Annotated in this window: 13 protein-coding genes; 11 read left to right on the top strand and 2 right to left on the bottom strand. The window is 69.0% G+C overall.

What is annotated here, in order from left to right:
* Nucleotides 1-4: 4 nt before the first annotated feature.
* The 10 genes from CR157_RS07495 (at nucleotide 5) to CR157_RS07450 (ending at nucleotide 16,097) form a co-directional block, all read left to right on the top strand.
* On the top strand, nucleotides 5-304 hold the full coding sequence (locus CR157_RS07495) for a LysM domain-containing protein (protein WP_110282942.1): 300 nt from the start codon (nucleotides 5-7) through the stop codon (nucleotides 302-304).
* Nucleotides 301-1,437: a hypothetical protein gene (locus tag CR157_RS07490; protein WP_110282941.1), complete on the top strand. Its 1,137-nt coding sequence runs from the start codon at nucleotides 301-303 to the stop codon at nucleotides 1,435-1,437. The genes CR157_RS07495 and CR157_RS07490 overlap by 4 nt, the downstream gene beginning before the upstream one ends.
* On the top strand, nucleotides 1,434-1,931 hold the full coding sequence (locus CR157_RS07485; protein ID WP_110282940.1) for a phage baseplate assembly protein V: 498 nt from the start codon (nucleotides 1,434-1,436) through the stop codon (nucleotides 1,929-1,931). Before CR157_RS07490 ends, CR157_RS07485 begins: the two co-directional genes overlap by 4 nt.
* Nucleotides 1,931-2,254 carry a hypothetical protein gene (locus tag CR157_RS07480; RefSeq protein ID WP_110282939.1) on the top strand — a complete coding sequence of 108 codons (324 nt, stop codon included), beginning with the start codon at nucleotides 1,931-1,933 and terminating at the stop codon, nucleotides 2,252-2,254. The genes CR157_RS07485 and CR157_RS07480 overlap by 1 nt, the downstream gene beginning before the upstream one ends.
* On the top strand, nucleotides 2,251-2,613 hold the full coding sequence (locus tag CR157_RS07475; RefSeq protein WP_219999901.1) for a GPW/gp25 family protein: 363 nt from the start codon (nucleotides 2,251-2,253) through the stop codon (nucleotides 2,611-2,613). Before CR157_RS07480 ends, CR157_RS07475 begins: the two co-directional genes overlap by 4 nt.
* Entirely contained in the window at nucleotides 2,610-5,264 is a 2,655-nt protein-coding gene (locus CR157_RS07470) for a putative baseplate assembly protein (RefSeq protein ID WP_110282938.1), read from the top strand. Before CR157_RS07475 ends, CR157_RS07470 begins: the two co-directional genes overlap by 4 nt.
* Complete coding sequence (locus tag CR157_RS07465; RefSeq protein WP_110282937.1) at nucleotides 5,261-8,686, top strand: putative baseplate assembly protein; 3,426 nt, start codon at nucleotides 5,261-5,263, stop codon at nucleotides 8,684-8,686. The genes CR157_RS07470 and CR157_RS07465 overlap by 4 nt, the downstream gene beginning before the upstream one ends.
* Nucleotides 8,683-11,256, top strand: coding sequence for a DUF11 domain-containing protein (locus CR157_RS07460; RefSeq protein ID WP_110282936.1), 2,574 nt, complete (start codon nucleotides 8,683-8,685; stop codon nucleotides 11,254-11,256). Before CR157_RS07465 ends, CR157_RS07460 begins: the two co-directional genes overlap by 4 nt.
* Before the next feature lie 12 nt (nucleotides 11,257-11,268).
* Complete coding sequence (locus tag CR157_RS07455) at nucleotides 11,269-13,230, top strand: DUF6519 domain-containing protein (protein ID WP_110282935.1); 1,962 nt, start codon at nucleotides 11,269-11,271, stop codon at nucleotides 13,228-13,230.
* A 221-nt stretch (nucleotides 13,231-13,451) separates the two neighbouring features.
* The gene (locus tag CR157_RS07450; RefSeq protein ID WP_110282934.1) at nucleotides 13,452-16,097 is read left to right on the top strand and encodes a proprotein convertase P-domain-containing protein; all 2,646 of its coding nucleotides are present in this window, start codon (nucleotides 13,452-13,454) and stop codon (nucleotides 16,095-16,097) included.
* 174 nt (nucleotides 16,098-16,271) lie between these two features.
* Here CR157_RS07450 and trxB read toward each other — a convergent pair whose 3' ends face one another.
* Together trxB and CR157_RS07440 are read right to left on the bottom strand one after the other, a co-directional pair.
* Nucleotides 16,272-17,225 (bottom strand): thioredoxin-disulfide reductase, encoded by a 954-nt coding sequence (gene trxB, locus CR157_RS07445; RefSeq protein ID WP_110282933.1) that lies wholly within the window; start codon nucleotides 17,223-17,225, stop codon nucleotides 16,272-16,274.
* Between the two features lie 262 nt (nucleotides 17,226-17,487).
* Entirely contained in the window at nucleotides 17,488-17,694 is a 207-nt protein-coding gene (locus CR157_RS07440; RefSeq protein ID WP_110282932.1) for a CPXCG motif-containing cysteine-rich protein, read from the bottom strand.
* Nucleotides 17,695-17,871: 177 nt separating this feature from the next.
* Between CR157_RS07440 and CR157_RS22990 the strand changes: the two genes are divergently transcribed.
* The coding region (locus tag CR157_RS22990; protein WP_258364098.1) for an aconitase family protein at nucleotides 17,872-18,954 on the top strand (1,083 nt) is incomplete at its 3' end.

The raw sequence follows: 18,954 nt of genomic DNA, 5'->3' as shown, positions 1-18,954 counted from the left end.
GACGATGTTCGACCCTGGCAGCCGTTATGCAACCCTCGAGACCCTCACCACGACGGGGCCGGACGGGCGCGATATCCGCTATGTCGCAAGGCGTTTCTTGCCGCCGGCGGGCGGCGGCACGGTGATCCGCGAGCACATCGTCACCGAGGGGGAGCGGCTGGACCACCTCGCCGCCCGCTATCTGGGTGACCCGGAGCTCTTCTGGCAACTCGCCGACGTCAACAACGCGATGCGCGCCGAGGCGCTGGTCGAGGAGGTCGGGCGCCGGCTGATCGTCGCACTCCTGCCGGAGGCCCCGTCGTGATAAACCTGTTCGGTCTTCATCTGCAGTTGATGCTGGGCGAGACCCTGCCCACCCCCGCGCCACTCAAGGTGAGCGAAGCGCTGCAGAGCGTCGAGGTGACGGCGAAGGACAGCGACCGCTCGGGATTTCAGATGGTGTTTCAGGTGGGGCGCGGCCTTGCTGACCGCAAAGACTTTGCGCTGCTCGCGGAAACCAAGCTGCAGCCGTTCAATCGGGTGGTGTTATCCGTACTCTTCGGCGTGACGCCGCAGCCGATCATGGACGGGATTATTACCAAGCATCAGTTGGCCCCGAGCGACGAGCCCGGCGCATCCAAGCTCACGGTGACCGGCGAGGACGTCAGCGTGATGATGGACCTGGAGAAGGTGCAACGCCCCTATCCGCAACTCGGGGACAATCTGATCGTTGGGCTGATTCTGATTCCCTACATGATCGACTACGGGATCGTACCGCAGATCATGGTTCCCTCCGATCCGCTGGTCAGGCCGGTGACCGAACAGACCCGCAGCCAGACCTCGAAAGAAACCGATCGGGATTTCATCACCAAGCTTGCCGCCAAGCACGGCTTCGTATTCTACGTCGAGCCCGGGCCCACGCCACTGGCGAACTTCGCCTACTGGGGGCCGCCGCCGCGGCTGGAGCTGCCGCAGCCGGCACTGTCGGTGAACATGGGGCCCGGCAGCAACGTCGAGACGATGAGCTTCAGCTACAACGAACTGTCACCCAAGGCGCTGACCTACACCAAGTCCGACGGCAGCAGCGAGACGGTGGACAGCTATAGCCGCCAACCGCCACTTGCCGCCCGGGTCCCTGACACGCGGCAGTCCGACTTCCTCGGCGATGGCCCCGACGGTGAGACCGACGCGGCGAAACGAGTGCGCGCACAGGGCGAGGTCGACAAGTCCTTCGACAACGTGGTGACGGCCGAGGGCACGCTCGACGCGCTACGCTACGGGCGCATCCTGAAACCGCGCAGCCTGGTAGACGTACGGGGCGCCGGCGACAGCTTCGACGGTCGCTTCTACGTCAAGTCGGTGACGCACACGATCGATGTGAAAAAAGGCCTCTACAAGCAGAAGTTCTCACTCTCTCGGGAAGGGGTCGGGACGACGACTCCGCTGGTGATGCCATGACGAACAGCGTACGGCACGACGGCCTTTACCGCGGCGAGGTTGCGAATAACGTCGATCCCGAGCGCAGGGGACGCGTGCAAATCAAGGTACCGAGCGTCTTCGGGGACAACACGCTCACCTGGGCGCTGCCCTGTGTGCCCTATGCGGGACCGGGCGTCGGCTTCTTCTTGATCCCCCCCGTCGGCGCACGGCTGTGGATCATGTTCGAACGCGGCGACCCGGAGTACCCCGTCTGGATGGGCTGTTTCTGGGACAGCGCCGGCGACGTGCCGGCGAGTCCGCAAATCGCCGAGATGAAGGTGCTGAAGACCGACACGGCCACCGTCACCATCATGGACGGCCCGGGCCCCGCCAGCGTGACGGTCGAGACACAGAGCGGGCTGAAGATCGAGATGAACGCGCAGGGCATCGAGATCTCCACCGGCCAGGGTGCCACGGTAACCCTGCAGGGGCCGAAGACCGCAATCAACGGCTCTGCGCTGGAGGTGACCTGATGCCGGGCTTCGTGGTGCACGAGGGGGCAACGGTGCTCTGCCTGCATGGCGGGCAGGCGACACCCACGGCGCCCAACCCGCGGGTCTCGGTCAGTGGGCAGAAGATCACCGTGCAGCCGGTGCCCTACACGATCGCGGGTTGCGCGTTACCGCCCCCGCCGAACGGCAACGGTCCCTGCGTCAGCGCTTCCTGGACGACCGGGGCGCTCCGCGTCAAGGCCAGCGGCCAGCCGGTGCTGATCCAGGGGGCGCAGGCGGTCTGCGCACCGACGGGTACCGGGGTTACCGTGGTGGCCACACAAACACGGGTGAAGGCGACATGATCCGGATCGACTACCCCTTCGACTTCGACGAGCGGGGGCGCACGGCGCTCACCACTGAGTACGATCATATCCGCGACATGATCGAGCAATTTCTCTTTACCCGCGCGGGAGAGCGGGTGAATCGCCCTGATTTCGGCGGCGGCCTGCTGGACGTGGTGTTTGAGCCCAACAGCGACGCCCTGGGGTCGAGCCTGCAGCGTACCGCCCAGGCGGGATTGCAGCAGTACCTGGGTGACCTGATCACCGTGCAGGTGCTCGTCGCCTCGACCGAGGAAGCGGTGCTGCGGGTCGACGTGCGTTACCTGGTCAAGCGCTCGGGCGAAACGCGGACCGAAAGCTTCGAGCGGAGCCTGTCATGAGTTGCAACTGCGGTACCGACGCCGAACTGAACTGCCGCGACGACGCCCGGCGCCGGATGGTGCGGGCGGCGCAGGTCAACGGGCTCGACTATCTCGAGGTCAGCGACGACCAGCGCAAGTTGACGGTGTACTTTCTCGGCCCCGCGCCGGAGGGGATCGGCACCGGGAATATCGAGATCTGCGGCGGGGTGCGGGAACGCGACATCGCGGTCATCGACGTCCAACTCTGCCCGCAGACCGATCCCGAGCGCGACAATTGCATCGTCGTCACGGTTGACCGCCCCGGCGATTTCTCCACCTACTGTCTCTGCCTCGTGAACCTGCCCGAGGATGCACCTTTCGACCCGCGCTACCGCTGCCTCGAGTTCAGCTTCAAGGCGGCGTGCCCGAGCGATCTCGACTGCCAGTCGGAGCCGCGCTGCCCCGAGGAGGTGACGCCGGCGCCCGAGATCGACTATCTGGCGAAGGATTACGCCAGTTTCCGCCGGCTGATCCTCGACCGGCTGGCGGCCGTGATGCCCGAGTGGACCGAGCGACACGTGCCGGACATCGGCATCACGCTGGTGGAACTGCTGGCCTACGTGGGCGACTACCTGAGCTACCACCAGGACGCCGTGGCGACCGAGGCCTACTTGGGCACGGCGCGGCAACGGATCTCGGTGCGCCGGCACGCGCGGCTCGTCGACTATCACCTGCACGAAGGGTGCAACGCCCGGGCCTGGGTAGCGGTCGGAACGTCCCAGGATCGCACGCTGAAGGCGCGGGACCTCTCCTTCGTCACCAGTTTCCAGGAGGCGCCCGCCCCCGCTGCGGGTGTGCCCGACTGGGCGCCGTTCGAGGCGGTGCCGGAGAACCGCTACGAGGTGTTCGCACCACTGGTCGCCGATGCCGACGCGCCGATCGCACTGCGCGTGGCGCACAACAAGATCCGTCTCTACACCTGGGGCGACCGGCAGTGCTGCCTGCCAAAGGGCGCGACCGCGGCGACGCTGGTGGATGGCACGCCGCCGGCACCGGAAGAACCGGCGCCTGATCAGGCACAGAAAGCCGAGCTCGAAAGGTCCCCGGACACGCCGCCAGCGAGTGAGGGTACGCGCACCCTGCACCTGGAGCCCGGCGACGTGCTGATCCTGGAGGAGGTGTTGGGGCCGAAGACCGCCAGCGCGGCCGACGCGGAGGCGGCGCGGCAGGTGGATACCTATTTCCACCCCGACGCGAACCCGGCGCACCGGCACGCGGTCCGCCTGACCGGGGTCACGCCGTCGGTCGATCCGCTGACCGGACAGCCGCTCCTCGAGGTCACCTGGTGCGAGGAGGACGCGCTGCCGATGCCGTTCTGTGTCTCGACCATTGGCCCGGCACCCGAATGCGCGCTGCTCGAAGACGTCAGCGTGGTACGCGGCAACGTCGTGCTGGTCGACCACGGCCGATGGCAGGCGGAGGACAATCTTGGCTGTGTACCGCGCGCCGAGGAGGATCCGGTCTGCGTGGCCGAGGGCCGGGCGGCGGACGTCGCGCTCCGTGTCGGGCGCTTCGAGCACGCGCCCATCGAGGGGCCGCTGACCTTCACCACGCCCCTGGATCCCGGTGCGCCCGCTTCGCTGTCGCTCCGGCAGGATCCCCACCGGGCGATCCCGTGCCTCGCGGTGAGGAGCGCGCCGCACGCCGCCTGTGTAGCGGATGGCGACGCGGCGAAGCTGCCGGCGGGGGGCGAGCCGCGGGACTGGACCCTGGTGCGCGACCTGCTGGCCAGCGGTCGCTATGACACGCATGTCGTCGCCGAAATCGACGACCGGCGCCGCGCCAGGTTGCGCTTTGGTGACGGCCGCCTGGGGCGGGCACCCGACGCGTTCAGCCAGATCCATGTGCGCAGGCGCATCGGTAACGGCCCCGACGGCAATGTCGGCGCCGACACGCTGACCATCGCCGTCCATGCGACGCCGATCAACGGGCTCGTGCTGGCGCCGCGCAACCCGCTGCCGGCGGAGGGCGGCACCGCCCCCGAGCCGGTGGCGGAGGCCAGGCTCTTCGCACCCTACGCTTTCGCCGAGGAACTGGCGCGGGCCGTCATCCCGGAGGACTACGCCGAGATCGCGGCGCGACACCCGAGGGTCCAGCGCGCTGCCGCCGAGCTGCGCTGGAACGGCAGCTGGCACGAGGTGCGGGTGGCAATCGATGCCTTCGGCGCAGCGGTCGCGGACGACGACCTGTTGGCCGAGATCCACACCGAGCTCAGCCGCTTCCGCCGGATCGGCCACGACCTCGCCGTGCGGCCGGCGGTGCAGGTGCCGTTGGACATCGCGATGACCGTCTGCGTCGCACCCACCCATCTGCGTGCACACGTCGAGGCGGCGCTCCGTGCCCGGTTCGGTAGCGGCTGTCTGCCGGACGGCGGCCTCGGCTACTTCCATCCGGACGCGCAGAGCTTCGGCGACGACATCGCGCTCAGCCGTCTCCTGGCGGCGGCCCAGGCGATCGACGGGGTCGAGAGCGTACAGCTCGCCCGGCTCGAGCGCCTCCACGAGGGGCCGAACGGTGAACTCGCCGCCGGCGTTCTGGCGATCGGCCCGCTCGAGATCGCGCGCGCCGACAGCGATCCGAACGCGCCCGAGAACGGGCGCATCACCTTCGCCATGAGGGGGGGACGATGAGCACCGATCCGACCTGCGGCTGTTGCGAGGGCGTAGAGCCGGTCACGCCCCGCGTGATCTACAACCGCCCGGGACTCAGCGAGATCGCCGCGCGTGTCGGCACCCATGCGGATTTCCTGGCCACGATGATCGCCCGGCTGACCCGCCACGAATTGCCGAACGGCATGCGGCCTTTGAAACGCCTGACCACGCGGGCCCCGTCCGACCCGACGATCGCCCTGCTCGATGCCTGGGCTGTGGTCGCGGACGTGCTGACCTTCTACCAGGAACGGATCGCCAACGAAGGCTACCTGGCGACGGCGACGGAGCGGCGTTCGATCCTGGAACTCGGCCGGCTGGTCGGTTATCGGCTCCGGCCCGGCGTGGCGGCCAGCGTCTACCTCGCCTTCACGCTGGAGAATGGCTACGAAGTCACGATCCCGGCAGGCACGCTGGCGCGGAGCCTACCCGCGCCCGGCGAGAACGCGGAGCCCTTCGAGACCTTCGAGATGCTGGAGGCCCGGTCGGCCTGGAACGCCCTGCCCTTACGGTTGTCACGGCCCTTTGTGTTGTTCCCCCCGTCGCCCGGCTTCACCGGCACCGTGCCCGCCTTTCTCGCCGGAACCGAGACCGGGCTGGAGGCGGGCCAGATGATCCTGGTCGTGGGCCCGGGAGCGCCGCTGCCCTATGTCCTGCGCAGCGTCGAGCCCGATCGCGAGGCGGACCTCACGCGCATATCCTTCGCCGAAAAACGTGCCCTCCACACCACCGCGGTCACCGAGTCGAAGGAGAAAGTGGAGCTGTCACTTTTGGCACAGCTGGGCGATGTGGTGGAGGCTTTGCGCCGACCACCATCGGATCAGCCGCCCTCGAGATTCCAGCTTGGCCGCGATCCGGCGCGCACCTACTCCACCGCGGCGGATCTCGGACCGCAGCTCCTGGCCGAGTTTGCGCCGACGCTGCGCGGCCCCCTCTTCACCGCCTACGCCAACGCTCCGGTGACCGGCAGTCGTCCCGAGGACCGCTACGGGATAGAGGCGTTCAGGGTCGCGGCCGGGCCCTTCGGTGCAACGGCGCCGCTCGAGTTCGTCTACGGCGAGAACGGCGATGTGTCCCGGCGCGAATGGCTGCTGGCCGAGGTGCGCAGCAGCCTTTCGGTCGAGGCACGCGCGACGCTAGACGGAGGCGCGACCCTGGACCGGGCCTTCGAGCAGGAGGTGGACCTCGGCGCCGGCGCGGCGGCGCCCGTGGCGCTGACCATTCGGGTCTGGGATCCGATGACGGCGGCGCGGGAGGTCGTCCTGGGCCTCGATCAGTTAGACGAGGTCACATCGGGCTCCGGCACCTTCAGTTGGAACAAAAGCGTCGACGGCGTCAATTTGAAGGTAGAGGCGCTCTACGACGTCGATGACGACGGGAGGGGGCGGCTGCGGTCAGTCAGGGTGAACTGGCGCCAGGCGGGAGATGGGGGCGAGGAACTCCGGTCGTTCGCCTTTGGCCGTCGCCAGGCCAGCGTCCCGGATTCCACCGTCGCTGCGGCGGCCGCGGTGACGGCGACAGACCTGGTCGTGGAGCTCGACTTCAGCGTCGATGCGCCGGGCGGGGTGATCTCGCCCACACCGAAACCGGCGCAGTTCACTGGCGGAAACGGCAGCCAGGTGACGGTGCAGATCGCCGCTGCGGCCACCGTGCTGACGGTGGCGCGCAGCGAGAGCCGCTTCGCCGGCACACCCGAGGCGCCACGCATCCTGTCCTTCGATGCCGAGTATCCGGGTATCGTACCGGGCAGCCGGCTGGTGATCGACGGACCGATGCAGGGGTGCCATGTCTACAACGTACTCGACGTGCGGAGTGCCGTGCGCGCCGACTACGGTCTGTCGCAGACGGTGACGCTGGCGCTGCTGGACGCGCCCTGGCTGAGCGGAGCGGAGGCGACGCTCGCCGACATACGCCCGGTCAGGATCCACGCCCGGAACGAGCCGCTGGAACTGGCCGAGGAGCCGCTGACCGAGGACCTGAAAGGCGTCGAGGTGGAGCTCGGCGGGCTTTACGAGGGACTCGAGGCCGGGCGCTGGGTGGCGGTGAGCGGCGAACGGACGGACGTGCTGGCCACCGACGGAACGCCGGTCGAGGGCGTCGAAGCGACCGAACTGGCGATGCTCGCGGGCGTCGAGCACCGTCCGGCGCAGATCGTCGATCCTGACGGCAACCTGATCGACCTGCCCGGCGATACCCTGCACACCCGCCTGACCTTCGCCGAGCCACTGGCCTATACCTACAAGCGCGACACCGCGACGGTGAACGCCAATGTGGCTCTCGCCACCCACGGCGAGACGGTGCGGGAAACCATTGGCAGCGGCGACAGCGCCGCACGGCTGCAAACCTTTGCGCTGTCACGTGGCCCGCTGACCCATGTTTCCGCGCCGACGCCCGCGGGCACGGAGAGCACGCTCGCCGTGCGGGTCAACGACATACGCTGGCGCGAGGCCGAAAGCCTCCTGGCGCTCGGCCCTCTCGACCGCGACTACAAGAGTTCAACCGACAACGAGGGCACGACATCGGTCACCTTCGGCGACGGCGTACGCGGCGCGCGCTTGCCGAGCGGGACAGGGAACGTGACCGCGACCTACCGCGCAGGCATCGGTGCGCCGGGCAATGTGGGCGCCGGACAGATCAGCACGCTCGGGCCGAAACCCCTGGGCGTCAAGGAAGTCACGAATCCCCGCGCTTCGAGCGGTGGCGCGGACCCCGAGACGCGGGACCAGGCGCGGCTGCGGGTGCCGCTTGCCACGCGGGCTCTCGACCGCCTGGTGTCAGTGGAGGACTACACCGATTTCGCCACGCTCTACGCCGGGATCGGCAAGGCGCAGGCGGCGCGGCTCCCCGACGGCCGGCGCGAGGTGGTCCACCTGACCCTCGCCGGGGCCGCGGACGCACCGATCGATCCGCAGTCGGCGCTCTGGCGCAATTTGATGAGGTCGCTGACCCGTTTCGGCGACCCCTCGGTGCCGATCGTGATGGCCCCGCGCGAGGCCGCGTTCGTGTTCCTGAGCGCGAAGGTCCGGGTCCACCCCGACCATCTCTGGGACAAGGTGGAGCCACCGCTCCGCCGAGCGCTCCTCGCGGCCTTCGGTTTCGAGGCACGGCAACTGGGCCAGCCTCTGCAACTGAGCGAGGTGGTCGCCGTGATGCAGGCCGCCGCCGGCGTCGACTATGTCGATGTCGACCTCTTCGAGGCGGTGCATGAAGCGGACGCGGAAACACCCGAGACGCTGGCCGCGCGGCTGGCCGGGTTCGCGGCGCGGCCCGTCACGGCGCTCGCCGGCACCCATCTGCCCGCGGCGCCGGCACGGCGCGAGAACGGGAAACTGCGCCCGGCGCAGATCGTCTATCTGAACCCCGCGCTTGCGGACACGCTGATCCTCACCGAGGTGACGTCATGACGCGGAATCCCGACCGACTCTACGACCTTCTCCCCGTCGTCCATCGTCAGCGCGACGTCGAGCACGGCGAACCGCTTCGCGCCCTCCTGCAGGTCATCGCCGAGCAGGTGGAGGTGTTGGAGGACGACCTCGCGCGGCAATATGCCGACTGGTTCATCGAGACCTGCGACGACTGGGTGGTGCCCTATATCGGCGCGCTGATCGGCTACGAGGCGCCGCCGCAGGTGGCCGAGGACGGCGTGCGCACCGCGCTGCTGTCCTCCATTCTTACCCCGCGCCGCGCGGTGGCGAACACCATCCGCGACCGGCGGCGCAAGGGGACACTGCCGCTGCTGGAGCTGATCGCGAAGGACACCGCGGACTGGCCGGCGCGGGCGGTCGAGTTTTACCGCCTGCTGGCCTGGATGCAGCCCGTCAATCACCACCGGGTGACGCGCGGGCGCACGGCGGATCTTCACGACGGATTGGCGCTGGCGCTGCTGGGCGGGCCGTTCGACCCGGTGACGCGGACCGTCGACGTCCGCCGGATCACCTCAACGCAGACCCCGGGAACGCACAACATCCCCCATGTCGGCGTCTACGCCTGGCGACTGAAGCCCTATGCCGTCGCCCGCGAGCCGGCCTATGCGCGGGAGGACATGGGCCCTGGCGCCTACACGTTCAGCGTGCTCGGGAATGACATGCCCCTGTTCACCCTCCCCGTATCGGAGCCGGGGCCCGAAGCAATTGCCGAGCCGCCAAATGTCCCTGCGCCGATCCTGCGCCGGGTGCTGGCGCAGGATCTTGCGACCTATTATGGCGCCGACAAAAGCCTTGCCATCTGGGCGGAGGACTGGCCGGCACGCGGCGAAGCCGGGCTGATCCCGCCGGAGAACCTCATCGTGGCCGATCTGAGCGGCTGGCGCTACCAACCCGCCCGCGACCATGTCGCCGTCGACCCGGAACTCGGCCGGATCGCCTTCCACGTGCGGCAGTCGCCCGGCGGCGATGTACAGGTACGCTACCACCAAGGCTTCAGCGACGACACCGGCGGCGGAACCTATCCGCGCACGCCGCGCCAGCCTGTGGGTGCCGTCACCTACCGCGTAGGGGCGGGCGCGGAGCTCACCGCAATCGGCGCGGCACTCGACCGCTGGCGCGCGGACGACCCCGACGACGCGGTCATCGAGATCGCCGACGGCGGCGTCTATACCGAGCCGCTGAACATCACGCTGCGCGAAAACCAGAGCCTGCAGCTGCGCGCCCGCGACGGGACACGCGCGGTGCTTCGGCTGCTCGACTATCGGGCTTCCCGCGGCGACGCCATGATGGTGCGCGGCGAGGCGGGCTGCCGCTTCGCGCTCGACGGGCTCCTGGTCGCCGGCCGTGGCTTGCAATGTCGCGGGCCGATGGAGGAGCTCCGGCTCAGTCATGTGACGCTGGTGCCGGGCTGGAGCCTCGGCCCCGACTGCTCGCCGGATCGGCCGGCCGAACCGAGTCTGGAGCTTGTGGACGGTCCCAGGGAAGTGACGATCGAGCGATCGATCCTCGGCTCGATCCAGGTGAGCATGGACGAGGTCGACGCCGACCCGGCGGCGATCACCCTCGCCGACAGCATTCTCGATGCCACCTCCGATACCCGCGAGGCGGTGGGCGCACCGTCCTGGCCGCTGGCGCACGCCGTACTCAGGGTCCTGCGGTGCACCGTGATCGGCCAACTTCAGACGCATGCGATCGAACTGGCCGAGGACAGCATCTTTACTGGCCCTGTCCGCGTGGCGCGGCGCCAGATCGGCTGCATGCGGTTCTGCTACGTGCCAGCCGGCTCGCGCACGCCGCGCCGCTACCGCTGCCTGCCGGACCTGGCGGTGCGCGAAGCGCTCGACGCGCTGCCTGTGGTTGAGAGCGGCGGGCCGGTCTTGGCGCCGATCCTCGTCGGGGGCGATGCGAGCGCAGCAGAGGAGGCGAGTCCCGAGGCGGCCAACCTGCGACTGCGTTTCGACACCAGCAATCCGGCACCGGCCATCGGCGAGACGATCACACTGACGCTGGCGGTCGACAATCTGGGGCCGCGGACCACGACAGGGATCGAGGTCACCATCATGACGCCGCGCAGGCCCGGCGACGACACCCAGAGCCCCTTCGAACCCGACCCGGACGTCACCGTCAGTCGCGGCGCGCTCATCGGCGACATCGATCCGCCGGTCTGGGAGATCGCGCAGCTGCCACCCGGCGGTTGTGCGCTGCTGACCGCGCGGCTGACCGTGGTCGCGGGGGCCGAGCCGCCGCGCATCGGGGCCTTTATCTCGGCGTATACCTTCTTCGACGACGGCGCGGCCTACCGTGATCGCCTGCGCGCCGCCGCACGCTCGGCCGTGCGCCCGGTCTTCGTCGACCGCCGCTACGGTCGCCCGGGCTACTGCCAGCTCGACCTCTGTACCGCCCCCGCCATACGCGAGGGAGCCAGCGACGCCTCCGAGATGGGCGCGTTCCACGACCTTTACCAACCGCAACGCGCTGCGGCGCTTTCGGCGCGACTTGCGGACCACGTCCCGGCCGGCATGTCCGCCGGACTCCTCTTTGCCAGCTAGGAGGGTAGATCCGTGAAAGCCGACCTGAGCCGCGACACCTATCGCCGCCACCACCATTACGCCAGGGTACTGATGCAGCAGGGCCGGGTGCTGCTGGACGCCGACTGGAACGAGCAGGTGGCAATCCTCCTCGAGCAGACCCGGTCGCTGGCGGCCGACCTGATCGGGCCGCACGGCGGACCCGGCGATGGCTTCCTGGTCACCTGCCCCGACGACCTCCTCTGTGACCTGGAGATCGGCCGGGGGCGCTATTACGTCGACGGCGTCGCCTGCGAACTCATGCCCGAGGTGCGCTGCCCGCCGGAGACCGATCCCGCGCCGGTGCGCTACACGACCCAACCCGACTTTCCGTTCCTGAAAGGCGAGGACGACCCGGCGGAGTTGCAACCCGGCATGCGCTATCTCGTCTACCTCGACGTCTGGGAGCGGCACCTCAATTACCTGCAGGCCGACCACATTCGGGAGTTGGCGCTCGGCGGGCCCGATACCGCGACGCGGGCGAAAGTCGTCTGTCAGGTCAAGGCCGCGCTGCTAGGCAAGGAGGATGACGAGGACGGGGACCTGGGCTGCGACGCGCTGCTCGATACGCTGGTCGGCACCGAACTCCGCCAGCCGCGCTGCCTGCGCGCCCGTGCCAGGGTCGAGGTGCCGTCGGACGATCCCTGCCTGGTACCGCCGACGGCGAGATACCGGGGAGCCGAGAACCAGCTGTACCGGGTCGAAATCCACACCCCGGGTGCCGCCGGTGGCGCCAAGTCACAGGCGACGTTCAAATGGTCGCGGGACAACGGTTCGGTCGTCTTCGGCATCCGCAGCCTGCAGGGCGCGCAAGTCAAGCTCGACAGTCTCGGGCCGGACAGGGCCCGCGGGCTGAAGGAGGACGACTGGGTCGAGATCGTCGACGACTTCTCGGAACTTCGGGCGATGCCACGGCCGCTGCTCCAAGTCGACGCGGTGGACAGGGTGACCGCGACGGTGACGCTGGCGGTGCCCGAGGGGTTCTCGATACCCGTGTTCGACGAGGCCGCCACGACCCACCCTCTGCTGCGCCGCTGGGACCAGCCGTCGGACGCGATCCCGGTGCAGGAATCGAAATGGATCGAGCTCGAGAATGGCGTCCAGGTCTGGTTCGAACAGGGCGGCGACTACAAGGTGGGCGACTACTGGCAGATACCCTCGCGCACCGCGGTCGCCGACGTGCTCTGGCCGCAGGAAACCGGGCCCGACGACATGCCGTGGCCGAAGGCGCTGCCGCCCAGCGGCATCCGCCACCGGATCGCGCCGCTGCGCCGTATCGAGCTTGACGAGGACGGCCGTGTGACATGCGGCGAGGACTGCCGCTGTGTCTTCGCCCCGCTCTGTGCGCTGGCAGGCGAGAATGTCGTCAACCCGCCGCAGCCGCCACCGGAGGAAACACTGGTGCCCCTCGGCACGATCGAGTTCGAGCGGGAAACCGCCACCCCCTCCGAGGCGTCGATCGCCGTCCTGCAGGCGAACAGCGCGCGCCTGCGCGAGGCGATCGCCGCGAACCAGCTGTCGCGGGTCGATTTACGCTCCATCGCGCCCGAGGAGGGCGAGGAAGGGGTGGGGATCGCCAAGCGCCGGGGCGAGTTGGTGAGGAAAGCCTATGTCGAGGCCGGCGTATCGGTGCAGGCCATTCCGCCGCTCAAAATCAGCGCGGCCGCCTCCGGGGAGCCGCGTGTGGAGAGCGACCTGGTACTCAACACCCCCGAGGCCGGCTCCCAGGGCGGCGTCGGCGTGGCCGTGCGGGTACCGGTCAACGATGTACCGGGTGTCGGGGACGTGTCTGCAGAACGCCTGATGGCGGCGGGGATCCACGACTCGCTGGCGCTGTCACGGCTCGACGAGGAAGCGCTGGTGCAGGTGCTCAGCACGCCTGGCGGCCGCGCCTTTCCGCATAACCGCGCCGTAGAGATTCTGCGCGAAGCCCGCCAACTGTCAGGCAAGCCGTGATTGTCGGCTCTGGTGCACGGAAATCTGCGGATCACCAAGGAGGAATAACGGCGCCAAACGGACGCGCACTGAGAGAGTCGCGGCGAGACCCGAGGGGCGGTGGGCACGGCCCTACGCGCGCCGTGCAGCAGGAGATTCCGTTCCGATGAGCTGGCCCTGGACAAGTTCCGCAGACCGGGGCGAGCAGCGGTAGAGATGCACCGCACAGGAGGAGCGCTACCATGACCTACACCTATCGAGGCGGCAAGAAGCTGACACTCAGGAAGCGTCCCGACCAGTTCGTCTGCCGGGCACTGCCCGAGACCCTGCGCGCCGCGGGCATCGCCGACGACGCCGAGCGGGTCTCCTCGATCGCCTCCCGGGTCAAGACGCGGGCCCGGGACCTCGAGCCCCTGATGGCCAGGGGACGAACCCTGGCCCCGACCCACCACGCCTACCAGGTGGCCGATTCCGGCGAGGATTTCCTGATCACCGACCGCATCTTCGTGACCTTCGCGGAGCCCCTCTCCGATACCCAGGTGGCCGAATTCGCGGGCCGCTACGGCTTGCTGTTGCGCGAGCGCTACTCGGAGCGGGACTGCCTCTTCCAGCTCACCACCCACACCGGCATCAACCCGGTCAAGCTGGTGGTCAAGCTCACCGAGGAGGAGCCGCTGGTGGAGCAGGCGGAGAACGACCTCAACTACCTGGCCGCCAAGCGAGCCTTCGTGCCGCCGAGCGACAGGGAGTACGACCGCCAGTGGCATCTCCACGACCATCTGTCGCACCCCGAGGTCGATCCGCGCGCCAATGCGCGCTGCGAACCGGCCTGGCAACTGCTGGATGGCTTCGGCAGCCGGGAGGTGGTGGTCGGCGTCAGCGACGACGGCTGCAAGCTCGACCACCCCGACTTCGCCGCCCCCGGCAAGTTTCCCGCCTGGGGTTACTTCAGCGGCACCCGGCTGGTAACCAGGGATGACATAGACGCCCGCCCCGAGGAGATGTACCAGCAGGGTGCCAACCATGGCACCTCCTGTGCCGGGGTGATCGCCGGCGAGGCCGGCACCCGGCTGACGGTGGGAGCCGCCCCGGCCTGCCGGCTGCTGCCGATCAAGTGGGAGTCCGATGGGCCCTCGCTGATGATCAACGACTCCAAGATGCTCACCATGCTCGGCTTCATCGCCGACAAGGTGGATATCCTCTCCAACTCCTGGGGCGCCGTGCCTCGCTTTCTCTTCGCCTCGATGGTGATCCGGCGCCTCACCCAGCTCGCCACCGGCGGCGGACGGCGCGGCAGCGGCCTGCTGTTCCTGTGGGCGGCGGGCAACGAGAATTGCCCGATCCTCCATGAGGCCGACCAGGACGTGCCCCATACCCATGGCTGGGTGTTCGAGGGCGGCAGCTGGCAGTGGGGCGGCGTGCAGACGGCCCGCCGCTTCGCCAACAACCTCGTCGGCATCCCCGGCGTGATGCACGTGGCGGCCCTGGCCAGCACCGCCCGGCGCAGCCACTACTCCAACTACGGCACCGGCATCGACCTCTGCGCCCCCACCAGCAACAGCCATGCCTACTTCCGCATGCCGGTGGCCGGCCTGGGCATCACCACCACCAGCGGCGAAACCGGTCACCTCACCCATGAGTTCGGTGGCACCTCCAGCGCCACGCCCCTGGTGGCCGGGGTCGCCGCCCTGGTGCTGTCGGCCAACCCACGGCTCGGTGCCCTGGAGGTCGCCTCGGTGCTGCGCCGCACGGCGGCGAAGGACCTCGATGACACCCCCTACCCGCGCACGCCGCCGGCCTCCTTCGACCCCGACACCTCCTGGGACGTCTCGCCCATCGCCCCCTTCGACAGCGGCGCCTTCCAGGACACCGGCCACGACGACGGCAGCTGGAGCCCCTGGTTCGGCCATGGCCGGGTGGATGCCGAACGCGCCGTGGCCCAGGCCCTGGAGCAGCGTGGCGAGGTCATCCCGGTGCCGGAGGAGCGCTACGTCTCGCGCCCCGGGCTGACGATTCCCGACAACCGTCGCGACGGCATCCGCGACACCCTGGAGGTGCGCCACACCGGCCAGGTGGACGTCCTGCGCGTGGCGGTGGACATCCGCCACTCCTACATCGGCGACCTGGTGGTCACCCTGATCGCCCCCTCGGGTCTCGCCGTGGTGCTCCACGACCGCGCCGGCGGCAGCCGCCACAACCTGAGCGAGCAGTGGGAGATCGCGACGCTGCCCACGCTACGCCAGCTGAAGGGCGAAGAGGCCGAAGGCACCTGGACGCTCTGGGTGCGCGACGAGGCCCCCCTGGACACCGGGCACCTGGAGGAGTGGTCGCTGGAACTCGGCGTGATCGCCGCCACGCCTCGCCTCACCGCCGAAGAGGCGCCGGGCGTGAGCATCCCCGACAAGGACCCCGCCGGTATCGAGCGGGGGCTGACCATCGCCGAGGAGGGCAGGGTCGCGGCGATCCGTGTGGCGCTCGACATCACCCACACCTACATCGGCGACCTGCGGGTCACCCTGCGCTCGCCGGCGGGCACCGCGGTGCGCCTCCACGACCGGCTCGGCGGCAGCCGGGACAACCTGCGCGCCACCTACGACTCTGCCGACCTGACGACCCTGCAGGCACTGCGCGGCGAGCCCTGCCAGGGGGAATGGCGACTCTGGGTGCAGGATCTCGTCGCCCGCGACGTCGGCAAGCTGAACCGCTGGTCGCTCGAACTCCGGCCCGAGGTGCCGGCTCCTACGCCGGCCAGGGCCGCCTCGGCACCTCGCGGCAGAAAGACGGCTGCCAAGCCCAAGGCCACCAAGGCGGCCGCCGCGAAACCCAAGACCCACCGGACCAAGGCGACCACCGCCAAGGGCCGGACCAAGGGCACCAAGAGCGAATAGGGGGTCATGAGGTGAGCGGCTTTCCAACGCCCCCCGGTTGGAGGAACGGGCGGACCAGGCCGCTCGGGCCATCGAGGGACGCAGCAAGGCAATCAAGGAACGGCAAGGCGCGCTCGGGACGGCGCTCAAGCGGGCCCTGGCCGACCTTGAGGAGATGAAGAGGTGATTATCCCGTCACGCCGACTCGTCGAGATAGCGCTCGGCGTCGAGCGCCGCCATGCAGCCGCTGCCGGCGGAGGTCACGGCCTGGCGATAGACATGGTCCATGACGTCGCCGGCGGCGAACACGCCCGGCACGCTGGTGGCGGTGGCGTTGCCCTCGAGGCCTGACTTGACCTTGATGTAGCCGCCGGCCATCTCCAGTTGCCCCTCGAAGATGCCGGTATTGGGGGTATGGCCGATCGCGATGAAGACCCCCGGCGCCGCCAGCTCCCGGGTGCTGCCGTCGGTGGTGGACTTCAGCCGCACCCCCGTCACGCCGGTGTTGTCGCCCAGCACCTCGTCGAGGGTGTGGTTCCACACCAGCTCGATGTTGCCGTTCTCGGCCTTCTCGAACAGCTTGTCCTGGAGGATCTTCTCGGCGCGCAGGGCGTCGCGGCGGTGCACCAGGGTCACCTTGGAGGCGATGTTGGAGAGATAGAGCGCCTCCTCCACGGCGGTGTTGCCGCCGCCCACCACCACGACCTCCTGGTTGCGGTAGAAGAAACCATCGCAGGTGGCGCAGGCCGAGACACCCTGGCCCATGAACTGCTGCTCGGAGGGCAGGCCCAGGTAGCGGGCACTGGCCCCGGTGGCGATGATCAGGGCATCGCAGGTGTAGGTGCCGTTGTCGCCCTTGAGGGTGAAGGGGCGCTCGCGCAGCTCCACCTCGTGGATATGGTCGAAGAGCACCTCTGTGTCGAAGCGCTCGGCGTGTCGCTTCATGCGCTCCATCAGCTCCGGGCCCTGGACGCCGATGTCGTCGCCCGGCCAGTTGTCCACGTCGGTGGTGGTGGTCAGCTGGCCACCGGCCTGCATGCCGGTGATCAGCAGCGGCTTGAGGTTGGCACGGGCCGCATAGACGGCCGCGGCGTAACCGGCCGGGCCGGAGCCGAGAATGATCAGGCGTTCGTGACGCGCTTCGCTCATGGATAACCTCACTCATCGTTCATGGGTCGTGCAGGAAGCCTCTGCTCCCCCACTGAGTCCCGGTTCATGCCGGCTGGACACGGCGACGAAGGCCCATTGTAGCAGCCGAAACCGCCAGGAGCCGCCCTCGCTCGCCTGGGGCCCGGGCAATCGCCGTTACCCGAAGCGAGAGGCGTCGGGGACAGGTCGAAGAGGGGGTCGCCGGAACAGCCTCGAGCGTTACCGCCATCTGCGATAGCCCTGCGCCTGGGGCGACACCCGGTCACAGCACATCATCGTCGCGCCCCAGGGTCACGCTCTCCAGCTCGCCGTCCACAGACACCTCGATGCGCAGCTGGATCGGGGCACAGCAGCGGGGACAGTCCTCCCAGGTCTCCTGGCTCCCCTCGGACCTGTCCACCAGCAGCTCGAAGGGCGTGTTGCAGTAGGGGCAGTGCACCGGATAACGATCGAGTTGCTCCTCGTGCATGGTCTTCCTCCGTGCACTCGTCGAATGGTTGATGGGGGCCGGCCACCGCTTTTCAAGCCGGGGCGCACCGGCCCCTCCCTCGTCCACGGGCAGTGATTGAAAGTGGCGCCTATCATGACCATGTGTGTTCCAAGGTACCAGGGGGGGGCGTTCACTCTCCCGCGAAAGGAGGACAGCATGAGCACCGAGTCCACACCGGATACCCTGCAGACGCTCGAGGCAGGTGGCACCACCTACCATTACCATAGCCTGCCGAAGGCCGCCGAGGCGCTCGGCGACATCGACCGGCTGCCGATGACACTGAAGATCCTGCTCGAGAACCAGCTCCGCTTCGCCGGTGAGCCGAGCGTTTCCCGCGACGACATGCAGGCCCTGGTCGACTGGCAGCAAGAGGCCCGCTCCGACCGCGAGATCGGCTACCGCCCGGCCCGGGTGCTGATGCAGGACTTCACCGGCGTGCCCGGGGTGGTGGATCTCGCCGCCATGCGCGCCGCGGTGGAGAAGCTGGGCGAGAGCCCGGATCGCATCAACCCGCTGTCCCCGGTGGACCTGGTCATCGATCACTCGGTGATGGTCGACAAGTTCGGCAACGCCACCGCCTTCCGCGACAACGTCGCCATCGAGATGGAGCGCAACCGCGAGCGCTACGAGTTCCTGCGCTGGGGGCAGCAGGCCTTCGACAACTTCCGGGTGGTGCCGCCGGGCACCGGCATCTGTCACCAGGTCAACCTGGAGTACCTGGGCAAGACCGTCTGGCCCCGGGAGGAGGACGGCAAGACCCTCGCCTACCCCGACACCCTGGTGGGCACCGACTCCCATACCACCATGATCAACGGCCTGGGCGTGCTCGGCTGGGGCGTGGGCGGCATCGAGGCCGAGGCGGCCATGCTCGGCCAGCCGGTGTCGATGCTGATCCCCGAGGTGATCGGCTTCAAGCTCACCGGCAAGCTGCGCGAGGGCATCACCGCCACCGACCTGGTGCTGACGGTGACCGAGATGCTGCGCAAGAAGGGCGTGGTGGGCAAGTTCGTGGAGTTCTACGGCGACGGCCTGGCCGACCTGCCGCTGGCCGACCGCGCCACCATCGCCAACATGGCGCCCGAGTACGGGGCCACCTGCGGCTTCTTCCCGGTGGACGAGGAGACGCTGACCTACATGCGCCTGACCGGCCGCGACGACGCCCAGGTGGCGCTGGTCGAGGCCTACTGCAAGGCCCAGGGGCTGTGGCGCGAGCCCGGCCATGAGCCGATCTTCAGCGAC

It is taken from the genome of Halomonas sp. LBP4, assembly GCF_003202205.1.
Lineage (GTDB): Bacteria > Pseudomonadota > Gammaproteobacteria > Pseudomonadales > Halomonadaceae > Halomonas > Halomonas flagellata.
This window is presented reverse-complemented; position numbering and strand designations above follow the sequence as displayed.

What these genes read in the sequence shown, in the direction of transcription:
- CR157_RS07495 (WP_110282942.1), top strand. Translation starts at nt 5, where the DNA reads ATGTTCGACCCTGGCAGCCGTTATGCAACCCTCGAGACCCTCACCACG.
- CR157_RS07485 (WP_110282940.1), top strand. Translation starts at nt 1,434, where the DNA reads ATGACGAACAGCGTACGGCACGACGGCCTTTACCGCGGCGAGGTTGCG.
- CR157_RS07480 (WP_110282939.1), top strand. Translation starts at nt 1,931, where the DNA reads ATGCCGGGCTTCGTGGTGCACGAGGGGGCAACGGTGCTCTGCCTGCAT.
- CR157_RS07475 (WP_219999901.1), top strand. Translation starts at nt 2,251, where the DNA reads ATGATCCGGATCGACTACCCCTTCGACTTCGACGAGCGGGGGCGCACG.
- CR157_RS07470 (WP_110282938.1), top strand. Translation starts at nt 2,610, where the DNA reads ATGAGTTGCAACTGCGGTACCGACGCCGAACTGAACTGCCGCGACGAC.
- CR157_RS07465 (WP_110282937.1), top strand. Translation starts at nt 5,261, where the DNA reads ATGAGCACCGATCCGACCTGCGGCTGTTGCGAGGGCGTAGAGCCGGTC.
- CR157_RS07460 (WP_110282936.1), top strand. Translation starts at nt 8,683, where the DNA reads ATGACGCGGAATCCCGACCGACTCTACGACCTTCTCCCCGTCGTCCAT.
- CR157_RS07450 (WP_110282934.1), top strand. Translation starts at nt 13,452, where the DNA reads ATGACCTACACCTATCGAGGCGGCAAGAAGCTGACACTCAGGAAGCGT.
- trxB (WP_110282933.1), bottom strand. Translation starts at nt 17,225, where the DNA reads ATGAGCGAAGCGCGTCACGAACGCCTGATCATTCTCGGCTCCGGCCCG.
- CR157_RS07440 (WP_110282932.1), bottom strand. Translation starts at nt 17,694, where the DNA reads ATGCACGAGGAGCAACTCGATCGTTATCCGGTGCACTGCCCCTACTGC.